We start from the raw sequence: 12,425 nt of genomic DNA, 5'->3' as shown, positions 1-12,425 counted from the left end.
GTTTCCGACTCTATCAGACCGTTTCCGGTTCCGATTTCCTCGGTGCTTTCCAGGTTCCCGCTCTCGCGTTTCCCTTTCCGGCGGTTCCGACTCTATCAGATCCTTTCGGGCCTGATTCCCAGTCAGCGGGGCTTGTCTTCCCGGCCGTTGGGCCGTTCCGACGTCTCAAACCTTAGCGGACTCTCGCTGCGGTCCCAAATCGAGGAGCCGCACCCAAATCGAATTGAATTCGGGCACACCGAATTCATCCCGGCTGGGAGATCGTTCTGATGGTTTGAGTGGCCGCTCTCGCGGCGGAGGTGCTACCGAAGAACCGTTACGGCCCCGTGGCAACCCGAAGAACTTTACGGATCCAGCAGGGGGCTGTCAACCACCCTCTGTCAAGATCTTTTCAGTCGAGGTCGCTGAGGCGCCCGCCGGCGTCCGGTTGTGCGTGTTCCACCCTACGCAGGAGCCTGGTCAGGATGTCCCCGAGGGTGTTGCGCTCCTCTGCGGACAGGTCCTGGAGCAGGTCCTCCTCGAAGACCGTGGCGAGGCGCATCGCCTCCAGCCACTTCTCCCGGCCTTCGACGGTCAGCTCCACGATCACGCGGACCCGATTGGACTCGTCCCGCTCCCGGGTCACCAGTCCCTCGCCGAGCATGCGGTCGATCCGGTGGGTCATCGCGGCCGGCGTGAGACCGAGCCGCTTGGCGAGGTCACTGGGACCCATCCGATAAGGGACGCCGGAGAGCACGAGCGCTTTGAGGACCTCCCACTCGGCGCTGCTGATGCCGAGTGCGGCGGTCTGACGGCCGTAGGCGACGTTCATACGGCGGTTCAGCCGGGAGAGCGCCGAGACGATCTGCTCGACCTGGGGGTCGAGGTCCTGGAACTCGCGCTGGTAGGCGGCGATCTGCTCTTCGAGCGTCGGCTCGGGGATGCCAGGAGTCTTGGCCATGGCCGCAGTATGGCACGCACCTCCTTTGCCTTGAAGTCCTTCAGTATGTACTCTTTAGCTTCGAACTTTAGCTTTGAAGTCTTCACTCCTAACTAGTGAGAGAGGTGAACGTGACCAGGGCGATAGGCGCAGCGATGCGCCGGATCCACGTGGGCAACGCACTCAGTGCGTTCGGGCTCGGTTTCACAGTCCCCTACCTGTACGTCTACGTGGCGCAGGTGCGGGGACTCGGGGCCATGACAGCGGCGGCGGTCCTCGCCGTCTTCGCCGTGGCGGCGTTGATCGTGCTGCCCCTCGCCGGGCGGACCATCGTCCGTCGGGGCCCACTGCCGGTGCTGCTCACCGCCCTGCTCATGGCCGCGCTCGGAGCGCTGAGCCTCGGACTGTCGAGCCATGCGCCGACCGTGCTGCTGTCGGCGGCCGCGCTCGGGGCCGGTCAGGCGGTCATGCAGCCCGCGCTGGCCACGATGATCGTGGACTGCTCGCCCTCGGAGACGCGGTCCCGGGCCTTCGCCATGCAGTTCTTCCTGCAGAACCTGGGGCTCGGCGTCGGCGGCCTCATCGGCGGGCACCTGGTGGACACGTCGAGCCCGGCGTCCTTCACTCTGCTGTTCGCGATCGAGGCGGCGATGTTCCTGCTGCTGGTGGTCGTGATGGCGACCCTGCGGCTGCCGCACACGCCGCGCATCGAGGGCGCGCCGACCCGGTCCGGCACAGGCAGCTGGAAGCAGTTGCTCGGCAACCGGGCCATGGTGCAGCTGTCTGTGCTGGGGTTCGTGCTGTTCTTCGCCTGCTACGGACAGTTCGAGTCCGGCCTGAGCGCGTACGGCGTCGAGGCCGCCGGCATCTCCACGTCCGCGCTGGGCACGGCGCTGGCCGCCAACACCGCCATGATCGTGGTCGCGCAGTTCGCCGTGCTGAGGTTCGTCGAGCGGCGGAGGCGGTCCCGGGTGATCGCCCTGGTCGGGCTCATCTGGGCCGTGGCGTGGGTCACCGCCGGTTACGCGGGGCTCGGACACGGCAGCCAGGAGATGGCCACGGCCGCGTTCGTGTCGACGTACGCCCTGTTCGGGCTGGGTGAGGCGATGCTGTCGCCGACCGTGGCTCCGCTGGTCGCCGATCTGGCGCCGGAGGGGATGGCGGGCCAGTACAACTCCGCCTTCGCCCTGGTGAAGCAGCTCGCCCTGGCCGTCGGTCCGGCGGTCGGCGGCCCGATGGGAGCCTCCTTGCACGCCCCGTACATCGTGACGTTCCTGTTGTTCTCGCTGGGCATCACGTACCTCGCGCTGCGTCTGGGCAAGCAGCTGACGCCGGTGCAGAACCAGCCGTCACTGCGGAAGAGCCGAGTAGTGGCACAGGGTGGAGCGACGGCGAAGTCTCTGGCCGCCTAGCTCCCACTCCTCAGGGGCGCGAGGGACTGCGCGACAAGCCCCCGCGCACCCTCGGCCGCCCCGCTCCCCCAGACCGCTACCCCTTGGGCAGCACGAACTCGCACCAGACCGCCTTGCCACCCCCCGGCGTCCTCCGGGACCCCCAGTTCGACGCGATGGTCGCCACGATCGCGATCCCACGGCCCGATTCGTCGCCCGGTTCGGCCCTCCGGCGCCGAGGCAGATGGTCATCGCCGTCCGTCACCTCGACGATGAGCCGCCGGTCGGTGCGGCGGAGCCGCAGCCGCATGGGTGGAGTCCCGTGCTGCAGCGAGTTGGCGACCAGTTCACTCACCGCCAGCACGCCCAGGTCGTGCAGCTCGACGGGGAACCGCCAACTGGTCAGCACGCCGGAGGCGAACGCACGCGCGCGTGGAGCCGCTTCGACGCCGCCCAGCAGTTCCAGCGCGGCGTTGCGGAAGAGATCGCTGTCGGGGCCGGTGTGGGCCGGGTGCTGGAGGACCATGACGGCCACGTCGTCGTCGTGTTCCGCGGTGACGCCGGCCGAGCGGACCAGCCGGTCGCAGATCACCTGGGGGGTGCCGGTGGCGCCGGCCAGGGCGCGTTCGAGGGCCGCGATGCCCTCGTCCAGGTCTTCGTTGCGGCGTTCGACCAGGCCGTCCGTGTAGAGGACGGCCGTGGAACCGGGGCCGAGCGGGATGGAGCCCGAGGCGTGCATCCAACCGCCGGTGCCGAGCGGCGGACCGGTGGGCTCGTCGGCGCGCAGGACGACGCCGCTCTCGTCGCGGACCAGGATGGGCAGGTGGCCGGCCGAGGCGTAGACCAGCTTGCCCTCGTTCGGGTCATGGATGGCGTAGACGCAGGTGGCGATCTGGTTGGCGTCGATCTCCATGGCGAGGCCGTCCAGGAGCTGCAGGATCTCGTGCGGCGGGAGGTCCAGGCGGGCGTACGCCCTGACCGCCGTGCGGAGTTGTCCCATGACCGCCGCCGCGCGCACCCCGCGGCCCATGACGTCGCCGATGACCAGGGCGGTGCGGCCACCGCCGAGGGTGATGACGTCATACCAGTCGCCGCCGACCGCCGCCTCGGTGCCGCCGGGGTGGTAGGTGGCGGCGATGCGCAGGTCGTCGGGTTCCTCGAGTTCCTGCGGGAGCAGGCTGCGCTGGAGGGTGACGGCGGTCTCGCGCTGGCGGCGCTCGCTGGCTCTGAGGCGCTCGGCGGCCTCGGCGTGGTCGGTGACGTCGGTCGCGAAGACGAGGACTCCGCTGCCGCCGCCGTCGCCCTGCGTCACGGGCGTGCAGGTGAAGGTGTAGGAGCGGCCGTCGGGGGCCTTGCGGGACTTGACCGTGCGGGGCTTGCCGCTGCGCAGGACCTGGTCGAGGAGCGGGAGGAGGCCGATCTCGTCGAGCTCCGGGAGGGCTTCGCGGGCCGGTTGGCCCGGGGAGCGCAGGCCGAAGGCGACCACATAGGCGTCGTTGACGTAGGCGAGGCGGTGGTCGGGGCCGTGGACGAGGGCGACCAGGGCGGGGACACGGTCGAGGACCTCGCGTACGGGGAGTTCGTCGACGGCGGGGACCGGCACGGTCAGTTGTTCGGCGCGGGCCGCGGGGACGGCGCCCTCGCTCAGGCGGTCCTCGGTGACCATGTCGTCGGTCCGCGCTGCGGCGCGGCGCTGCGTTCCGGGGAGGCGGGCGCTCCAGCGCGTGAAGTTCACGAATCCTTGCCTCGCGTCGTCGTCTTCGGCGTCTTCGGGCCGGCTCCGGGCCCGGCCGGGGGGCTGGGGACGGCAGCCCGGGGGTGCGGCACGGTGGGAAAACCTCTTGGTTCGAGGGGCGGGCGGCTGCCCGTCCGAAGTCGGGCACCAGTCTGGCAGGGTGACCGACCGGTCGACATTCGTCAGACGCCGGGGCGGTCCGTGGAGTTCCTCGGTCCGGTCAGGACGACCCCTTCGGGTCGTTCGTGGGGTCGTGAGGATGCTTTCCACCGGCCGCGAGTTCGAACTCCGCTCGGGGATGTTCCAGTGAACCGAGGGAGACGATCTCCCGCTTGAAGAGCCCCGACAGGGTCCATTCGGCCAGGACGCGGGCCTTGCGGTTGAAGGTGGGGACCCTGCTGAGGTGGTAGACGCGGTGCATGAACCAGGCAGGGTAGCCCTTCAGCTTGCGTCCGTAGACCTGCGCGACACCTTTGTGGAGGCCCAGGGAGGCCACCGAGCCGACGTACTTGTGGGAGTACGTCTCCAGGGGCTCGCCCCGCAGCGCGTGCGCGATGTTGTCGCCGAGGACCTTCGCCTGGCGTACGGCGTGCTGGGCGTTGGGGGCCGTCTCCTTGCCGGGTTCCTCGGCGGTGACGTCGGGGACGGCGGCCGCGTCTCCGGCCGCCCACGCGTGCGTGGTGCCCTCGACGGTGAGCTGGGGGGTGCATTTCAGCCGACCTCGCTCATTGAGCGGGAGGTCGGTGGCGGCCAGGAGCGGGCTGGGTTTCACGCCGGCGGTCCAGACGACCGTACGCGTGGGAAAGCTCTTGCCGTCGCTGAGGACGGCGACGCGGTCCACGCAGGAGTCCAGGCGGGTGTTCAGCCGTACGTCGATGTTGCGGCGGCGCAGTTCGCTGACCGTGTAGCGGCCCATCTCCTCGCCGACCTCGGGAAGGATGCGGTCGGAGGCCTCGACGAGGATCCACTTCATGTCCTCGGGACGGACGTTGTGGTAGTAGCGCGCGGTGTAGCGGGCCATGTCCTCCAGCTCGCCGAGCGCCTCCACGCCCGCGTAGCCGCCGCCGACGAAGACGAAGGTGAGCGCCGCGTCGCGGATCGCGGGGTCGCGCGTGGAGGAGGCGATGTCCATCTGCTCGATGACGTGGTTGCGCAGGCCGATGGCCTCCTCGACCGTCTTGAACCCGATGCCGTGGTCGGCGAGTCCGGGGATCGGCAGGGTGCGCGCGATCGAGCCCGGGGCGAGGACGAGTTCGTCGTACGACAGCTGTTCGCCGCCGGTGCGCTCCTCCTCGGTGGCGAGCGTGGTGACGGAGGCCGTGCGCTTGGCATGGTCGATCGCGGTGGCCTCGCCGACGATGATGCGGCAGCGGTCGAGGACGCGGCGCAGCGGTACGACGACGTGGCGCGGGGAGATGGATCCGGCGGCCGCCTCGGGCAGGAACGGCTGATAGGTCATGTACGGGTCGGGGGTGACGATGGTGATCTCGACCTCGCCCCGGTCGAGTTCCCGTTTCAGCTTGCGCTGCAGACGCAGAGCCGTGTACATCCCGACGTAGCCGCCGCCGACAACCAGAATGCGCGCACGTTCCTTCACCATCCCATGACGCACCCGTCGCTTGAGTTTGTCCACAGCCTCGACAAATTGTGTGACCGGAAGTCGTCGGCGCGCCGGGTTGGCCGATTCGCCGGAGGGCGCGAAAGTTTCGCAGGTCAACGGGTGTGCGCCGGGCGGGCGGAGGGGGTGCAATCGGGGCGTTTGCCACCCGTACTCCGATCGGGGGGCGCTCCGTGCGGAACCTGCCCCTTCTGAATTGACCCCCACTCAACTATGTTCGTGTGTCGACGGGGTGTAGGGGGATGCGCTCCGGGTCCGCGACGGGCGGACTCGCGAAACGGGCTTGTTCCGCACGCTCCGGCTTTCGATGGCGGGGAGAGTCTCCGGGGGGAGACGTCATTACCGGGGGATCATTTATGCACATTCAGGGCTCTCATTGGTCTACCGCGTCCGCCGTCGCACCCGGTGGCGGGGCGATGGGCGGCGCGATGGGTTCGACGATGAGCGCGGCGGGCAACGGACGTGACGGATCACGTTCGGCCCCGCTGCGCGTGGACGCACAGCGCAACCTGGAACATGTACTGCGCGCGGCGCGCGAGGTCTTCGGCGAGCTGGGCTACGGCGCGCCGATGGAGGACGTGGCGCGGCGCGCCCGGGTCGGTGTCGGCACGGTGTACCGGCGCTTCCCGAGCAAGGACGTCCTGGTCCGGCGGATAGCCGAGGAGGAGACCTCCCGGCTGACCGACCAGGCGCGGGCGGCGCTCGGCCAGGAGGACGAGCCGTGGTCGGCGCTGTCGCGCTTCCTGCGCACGTCGGTCGCGTCCGGCGCCGGGCGGCTGCTGCCGCCGCAGGTGCTGCGGGTCGGGGTCGCCGACGAGGTGTCCGACGGCTATGACGAGACGCGGGTGCCGCAGCAGCGGACGACCCCGGGCTCCGGGGAGCTGCGTCTGGTGCCGGAGGAGGCCCCGCTGGTCTCCGCCGACGACGCCGGGGCCGCGGCGCTGCTGGAGGTCGTGGGCCAGCTCGTGGACCGCGCGCGTGCGGCCGGTGAGCTGCGGACCGATGTGTCGGTGTCGGACGTCCTGCTGGTGATCGCGACCGCGGCGCCCTCGCTGCCGGACGCGGCGCAGCAGGCGGCGGCCTCGGCGCGGCTGCTGGACATCCTGCTGGAGGGGCTGAGGTCCCGGCCGGTGTGACTCGAAAGGGTGACAGTGGGGTGCGGGCGGCTGCCGTCCGCACCCCTGAACATTCCGGCGCTTTCCGGGCGGGTGAGGCAACTCCCGCGCCAGACACGACAGTTGAGTCTTCCCCATCCGGGTGATGCTCAGTACTGCCGTGCGGGAAGTCCCCACGGACGGGTGGATGCGCCGTACAGCCGGGCGCTGACCAAAAGCCAATATGGCACGCTGAGCCGGTGTTCGGGACTGGTTGGGCCGGCGGCGGGGGCATTCCGCGATGAGCGTTGACGGGCGGAACGAACCCCTCGGTGAGGGCGACGAGGAAGCCGGGGGCACCCCCCGAGTGCCGGGCCAGGGCGGTCGCGCGGGCATCCCGCAGGGCGGCATCCCGGCCCAGGGCGGCGAACCCGTCGAGGGCAGCGTCCCGGCGCAGCGCGACCGGCGCGAGGACGGCGGCGTCCTGCCGCCGCCCAGGGAGACGCAGCCGTCCGACGCCGACCTGATCGACCGGATGCGCTCCGGCGACGACATGGCCTACGAGGCCCTCTACCGGCGCCACGCGGGGTCCGTGCGCCGATACGCCCGCACCTGCTGCCGCGACGGCCACACCGCCGACGACCTCACCGCCGAGGTCTTCGCCCGCATGCTCCAGGCGGTGCGCGGCGGCCACGGCCCCGAGCACGCCGTACGCGCCTATCTGCTCACCAGCGTCCGCCGCGTCGCCGCCGGCTGGACCAAGTCGGCGAAGCGGGAGCAGCTCGTCGACGACTTCGCGGTGTTCGCCGCCCAGGCCGCGCGCACCTCCGAGGTCTCCGACGACGACACACTGGACCTCGGCGCCGACGTCCACGCGATGCACGTGGCCGAGCAGTCCATGGCCATGCAGGCCTTCCGGTCGCTGCCCGAGCGCTGGCAGGCCGTGCTGTGGCACACCGAGGTCGAGGACGAGTCGCCGAGCGAGGTCGCCACCCTCTTCGGGCTCGACGCCAACGGCACGCGGGTACTGGCCAGCCGCGCCCGCGAGGGCCTCAAGCAGGCCTATCTCCAGGCGCATGTCAGCGCGGCCCTCGCGACCGACGAGGAGTGCGCCCGCTACGCCGACCGGCTCGGCGCCTACGCCCGCGGCGGCCTGCGCACGCGTGCCGAACGCGGCCTGCGCAGGCACCTGGAGGAGTGCGCCAAGTGCCGGCTGGCCGCGGGCCAGATCAAGGAAGTCGCCGGAGGCATCCCCGCCGTCGTACCGATCGCGGTCATCGGCTGGTTCGGGGCGGCCGGCTATGCCAAGGCCGTCGGGCTCATCGCGGGCGGCGCCGGGGCGGGAGCGGCCGGTGCCGCGGGCGCGGCCGCCGCGGCGAGCGAGGGCTCCTCGGGCGGGGCGGGCGCCGGCGGCGCCGCGGCCTCGGAGGGGCTCGGCGCACCGGTGAAGGCGGGTATCGCGGCCGGTGTGGTCGCCGTGGCCGCCGCCGCGGTGGCGCTCGCGCTGATCGGCGACGACAGCCCGGCCAGGAAGCCGGACGCCAAGCCGCCGGCATCCGCGCCGGTGGTCGAACCGGCCGACCCGGCCGACCCGGCGCCCACGCCTTCCCCGAGCAGGCCGGAGCCCCCGCTGATCCCGGTGGCGGTGGCCGCACCGACGCAGACACCGACCCCCACGCCCACCTCGCCCCCGGAGCCCACCCCGACTCCCACGCCGACCCCCACCCCGAAACCGACACCGACCCCAAGGCCCACGCCACCGGCCCCCACACCGACGCCGACGCCGGCTCCCCCGCCCCCGCCCCCGCCGGCCGTCTTCCAGTGGAGCGAGCTCGCCTACGACGTCTCCGGCGACGGCAGCGAGCCCGAGATGCGGATCGGCGAGAGCAGCTGGGTGTGGCAGCGCTACGGCGTCTCGGTCGCCGACCGGGAGTACGCCCACGGCGTGACCGTGCACGGCCGCTCGTCCGTCACGATCGACCTCAACCGCGCCTGCTCCTCCTACGACGCGATGGTCGGCGTCGACGACATGACGCTGGGCCTCGGCAAGGTCTCCTTCTCCGTGTACGCCGACCGGGCCCGGCTGTGGCGGTCCGGATGGGTCGAGGGCGGCGACCCGGCCGTGCCCGTCCACGTGGACCTCGCCGGGCACCGGACCGTACGGCTGGTGGTCGAGCCGCGCAGTGCCTTCGACGACCTGATGCTCGCGAACTGGGCGGAGTCGAAGTTCAGGTGTGCATGACGCGCCGCGCCCGTGTCACCGCGTCGAGCTCGGCGAGGGCCTCGGCAGGGGTGAGGGCCGTGCCCCGGGCGAGTTCCGCCGCGTGGCGCACGGGGCCCAGGCCGGTGCGGGCCCGGGCCTGCGCGCGCTCAGCGTCCACCCGCTCGGGGTGAGGGCGCGGGTCGCCGCCGCGCCACCGCTCGGCGGCGGCGAGCAGCCGCACCGCGCGCGGGAGGTCGCCGAGGTCGCAGAGCAGGACCGCCGCGCCGTCCACGAGCGTCGCCACGACCGTGTCGGAACAGCGTTTCTCGATCGCCTCGCGGACGGTGTCCGCCAGCAGGGGCAGTCCGTGCTCGGGGCCGGACTCGGCGGCCGTCACCGAAGCGGCGATCGAGTTGAGCATCACCGTGAACTGAGGTGGCGTGGGTGACTGACCGATCTCCTCACGAACCGTGTCGACCAACTCGCGCGCGCGGGCGAAGTCCTTGTCCTCCAGGGCGATCTGGGCCCGCATCAGCCTGACGAACGCCCGGGTCTCCGGGACGCCGTACCGCTCACCCGCGGCGCTCGCCTCGTCCAGGGTGGCGAGCGCGGTGGAGCGGTCGCCGGTGCGATAGGCGACCTCGGCGAGCCGGGCGACGAGGAACGGCGTCTCGGCGTACGCGCCCACCTCGTGGGCGAGGCGCAGTGCCTCCTCGTACTCCTCCTTGGCCTCGGCGGGGCGGCCGCGGGCCATGGCCGCCTCGCCGGCCGCGCTGCTGACCTGGGCGCGGAGCCAGCGGTCGCCCACGCGGCGGCTGAGGACGCGCAGTTCCTCCAGATCCTCGTCGACACCGGTCATGCCGCCCGGGGAGTCGACCGCCATGTGGGTGCGGAGCATCAGGGCGACGGCGACGGCCCAGTCGTCGCCGTGGGTCCGGCAGTGGGCGACGGAGGTGTCCATCAGGGGACGGATGTCCACCGGGTCCTTCATCGTGAGGCCGATCACGGGCCAGACGATGCCGGGGAGGCGGGCGGCGTCGGGACCGCCCTGCGCGAAGTGGTTCCGGACGAGTTCGACATAGCGGCGCAGGCGGGGGTCCAGGTCGCCGTCCATGGGCTCCGTCTCGGCCTTGAGGAAGAGATGGAGCATGCGGAGGTTCATACGCGGGCGGTGTGCCGGGTGGTCCGTCTCGGTGGGCGCGGCGGTGAGGTAGGCGTCGATCGGGTCCTCGGTCTCGCCGTTGGGCGGGGTGTGGTGCCGGTCCCCCATGGCCGCCCTGTCCAGGGCCATGCCGAGGCGCAGGACCCTGTCCACCCAGGTCATGCCCTCGCGGCGGTAGTTGCGCAGCCACCAGAACCAGCCCATGCCGAGGGCCAGGGCAGCGGCCTCCGTCTCGTCGCCCGCGACGAGGGTGCGGTCGAAGGCCGCGCGGATGTTGTCCAGCTCGGCCTCCAGGTGGGAGATCCACGGGAGTTGTCCGGCCGAACGCAGCTGTGGTTCGGCCTCCTCGACGAGCCCGCGCACCCATGCGCGGTGCCGGAGCTCGGCGGCGGCGCGCGGCTCGGGGCGCTCGGCGGAGCGCTCGACGGCGTACTCGTGGATGGTCTCCAGCATGCGGTAGCGCATGCCGTCGGAGCCGTCCCGCTGGAACGGGGTGGCCACGATCAGGGACTTGTCCACGAGCGTGCCGAGGAGCTCGGCGGCCGGCCCGGTGCACACCGCCTCCGCCGCCTCCAGGGCCCAGCCGCCCGCGAACACCGAGACCTCGCGCAGCAGGGTCCGCTCCCGCTCGTCGAGCAGCTCCCAGGACCAGTCGACGACGGCCCGCAGGGTCTGCTGGCGGGGCAGCACGGTACGGCTTCCGGAGGTCAGGAGGCGGAAGCGGTCGTCGAGGCGGTCGGCGATCTGACGGGGGGTGAGCAGGCGCAGGCGGGCCGCCGCGAGTTCGATGGCGAGGGGCAGCCCGTCGAGGCGCCGGCAGATCTCGGTGACGGCCTCTTTGTCGGCGAGCACGGCGTCCGCGGCAGGGCGGACGGCGGCGGCGCGCTCGGCGAAGAGGCGGTGGGCCTGGTCGGGGAGGAGAGGCTCGACCGGCCGCACCGACTCACCCGGCACGCCCAGGGGTTCACGGCTGGTGGCGAGGACGGTGAGCCCCGGGCAGCGGGTGAGGAGGGCCTCCGCGAGGTGGGCGGCCGCCTCGATGACATGTTCGCAGTTGTCAAGGATCAGGAGTTGGCTGCGCGGGGCGCAGTACTCGACGAGCAGGGTGAGCGGGTCGTCCTGCGGGGCCGTCAGCTCGGTGGTCATGAGCACGGTCTCGCGCAGACCGAGCGCGCTGACCACCGCGCCGGGCACCGCCTCCGGCCGGTCGAGCGGGGCCAGCTCGACGAGCCACGCCTGCGGGAGCCCGGCGGCGGCTTCCTCGGCGAGACGGGTCTTTCCGGATCCGCCCGGTCCGGTGAGGGTGACGAGGCGGGCCCTGTGCAATTCGGAACGGATGGCGTCGAGTTCGGGTTCCCGGCCCACGAAAGAGGTAAGGCGCGGACGGAGGTTGCCGGTGCGTTCGGCACGGGGGCGGCCTGGAGGGGCCGTGAGCAGCTCGCCGTGCAGGTTCCGCAGCGCCGAGCCCGGGTCGGTGCCGAGGCCTTCGGCGAGGGCCCGGCGGGCGGTCTCGTAGGCGGCGAGGGCGTCGGCGCCCCGGCCGCTGTCGCGCAGGGCGCGGATGAGCAGAACGTGCAGCGGCTCGTCGTACGGATGGGCCCCGGTCAGCTCCTTCAGTTCCGGTACGACGTCCAGGGCCCGGCCGAGCAGCAGATCCGCCTCGATCCGGGCCCGGGTGGCCTCCACGCGCAGTGCCTCGGGGCGGGTGGCGGCGGTGCGGTCGGGGAGGTCGGCGAGAGCGTCACCGCTCCACAGGGCGAGGGCCGCGGAGAGTTCTACGGCAGCGGTGCGCGCGTCGCCGTGGGCCAGGGCCGCGGTTCCTCGCCGTACCAGTTGCTCGAAGACGTACAGGTCCACGTCGTCCTCGGCGGCGGCCAGCCGATAGCCGCCCGGGCCGGACACGATCGCGTCCTTGCCGACGGTACGACGGAGCCGGCCCACGAGGGCCTGGAGGGCGGCGGGGGCGTCCTGGGGCGGGTCCTCCCCCCACACCTCGTCGATGAGGGTCTCGGGGCTCGCGGTACGGCCGGGACGGAGGGCGAGGGCGGCGAGCAGGGTGCGGAGGCGGGGGCCGCCGAGGGGTATGACGGTGCCGTCGCCGTCCGTTGCCTGGGTGACGCCCAGAATTCTGTACCGCACCGGTTCATTGTCACCGGGTTCTGGGTGTCGGCTGTGGCTTTTTGCGGGGCGGGGCGGTTATGGGGTCGTCGGGTAGCTGGGTCGGGGCCGGCGCCTACAGAGGTGCCTCGCGATGCCGTCGGGCGGGTGCGGGTGCGTTGTGGCTGGTCGCGCAGTTCCCCGCG

At 72.1% G+C, this 12,425-nt stretch carries 7 protein-coding genes; 3 read left to right on the top strand and 4 right to left on the bottom strand.

What is annotated here, in order from left to right:
- Nucleotides 1–391: 391 nt before the first annotated feature.
- Nucleotides 392–940, bottom strand: a complete 549-nt coding sequence (locus tag ABZT93_RS30900; protein ID WP_356110900.1) for a MarR family transcriptional regulator — start codon at nucleotides 938–940, stop codon at nucleotides 392–394.
- Between the two features lie 134 nt (nucleotides 941–1,074).
- Between ABZT93_RS30900 and ABZT93_RS30895 the strand changes: the two genes are divergently transcribed.
- Complete coding sequence (locus ABZT93_RS30895; protein WP_356110907.1) at nucleotides 1,075–2,331, top strand: MFS transporter; 1,257 nt, start codon at nucleotides 1,075–1,077, stop codon at nucleotides 2,329–2,331.
- Nucleotides 2,332–2,407: 76 nt separating this feature from the next.
- Here ABZT93_RS30895 and ABZT93_RS30890 read toward each other — a convergent pair whose 3' ends face one another.
- Both ABZT93_RS30890 and ABZT93_RS30885 read right to left on the bottom strand, forming a co-directional pair.
- A complete protein-coding gene (locus ABZT93_RS30890; protein WP_356110898.1) occupies nucleotides 2,408–4,045 on the bottom strand; it encodes a SpoIIE family protein phosphatase in 1,638 nt (545 codons plus the stop codon).
- Between the two features lie 220 nt (nucleotides 4,046–4,265).
- Nucleotides 4,266–5,645, bottom strand: a complete 1,380-nt coding sequence (locus ABZT93_RS30885) for an NAD(P)/FAD-dependent oxidoreductase (protein WP_356110896.1) — start codon at nucleotides 5,643–5,645, stop codon at nucleotides 4,266–4,268.
- 374 nt (nucleotides 5,646–6,019) lie between these two features.
- Between ABZT93_RS30885 and ABZT93_RS30880 the strand changes: the two genes are divergently transcribed.
- Nucleotides 6,020–6,799, top strand: coding sequence for a helix-turn-helix domain-containing protein (locus ABZT93_RS30880; protein WP_356110894.1), 780 nt, complete (start codon nucleotides 6,020–6,022; stop codon nucleotides 6,797–6,799).
- Between the two features lie 259 nt (nucleotides 6,800–7,058).
- Nucleotides 7,059–8,999: a sigma-70 family RNA polymerase sigma factor gene (locus tag ABZT93_RS30875; protein ID WP_356110892.1), complete on the top strand. Its 1,941-nt coding sequence runs from the start codon at nucleotides 7,059–7,061 to the stop codon at nucleotides 8,997–8,999.
- On the opposite strand, the gene ABZT93_RS30870 is transcribed toward ABZT93_RS30875, so the two are convergent.
- The gene (locus tag ABZT93_RS30870) at nucleotides 8,986–12,261 is read right to left on the bottom strand and encodes a BTAD domain-containing putative transcriptional regulator (protein WP_356110890.1); all 3,276 of its coding nucleotides are present in this window, start codon (nucleotides 12,259–12,261) and stop codon (nucleotides 8,986–8,988) included. The two genes, ABZT93_RS30875 and ABZT93_RS30870, sit on opposite strands and share 14 nt — an antisense overlap.
- Nucleotides 12,262–12,425: the final 164 nt, after the last annotated feature.

The organism is Streptomyces sp. NPDC005303, from assembly GCF_040607335.1.
In the GTDB taxonomy this organism is placed as follows: domain Bacteria; phylum Actinomycetota; class Actinomycetes; order Streptomycetales; family Streptomycetaceae; genus Streptomyces.
The sequence above is the reverse complement of the archived record's forward strand: the minus strand, read 5'-3'. Positions and strand labels throughout refer to the sequence as shown.

What these genes read in the sequence shown, in the direction of transcription:
- ABZT93_RS30900 (WP_356110900.1), bottom strand. Translation starts at nt 940, where the DNA reads ATGGCCAAGACTCCTGGCATCCCCGAGCCGACGCTCGAAGAGCAGATC.
- ABZT93_RS30895 (WP_356110907.1), top strand. Translation starts at nt 1,075, where the DNA reads ATGCGCCGGATCCACGTGGGCAACGCACTCAGTGCGTTCGGGCTCGGT.
- ABZT93_RS30885 (WP_356110896.1), bottom strand. Translation starts at nt 5,645, where the DNA reads ATGGTGAAGGAACGTGCGCGCATTCTGGTTGTCGGCGGCGGCTACGTC.
- ABZT93_RS30880 (WP_356110894.1), top strand. Translation starts at nt 6,020, where the DNA reads ATGCACATTCAGGGCTCTCATTGGTCTACCGCGTCCGCCGTCGCACCC.
- ABZT93_RS30875 (WP_356110892.1), top strand. Translation starts at nt 7,059, where the DNA reads ATGAGCGTTGACGGGCGGAACGAACCCCTCGGTGAGGGCGACGAGGAA.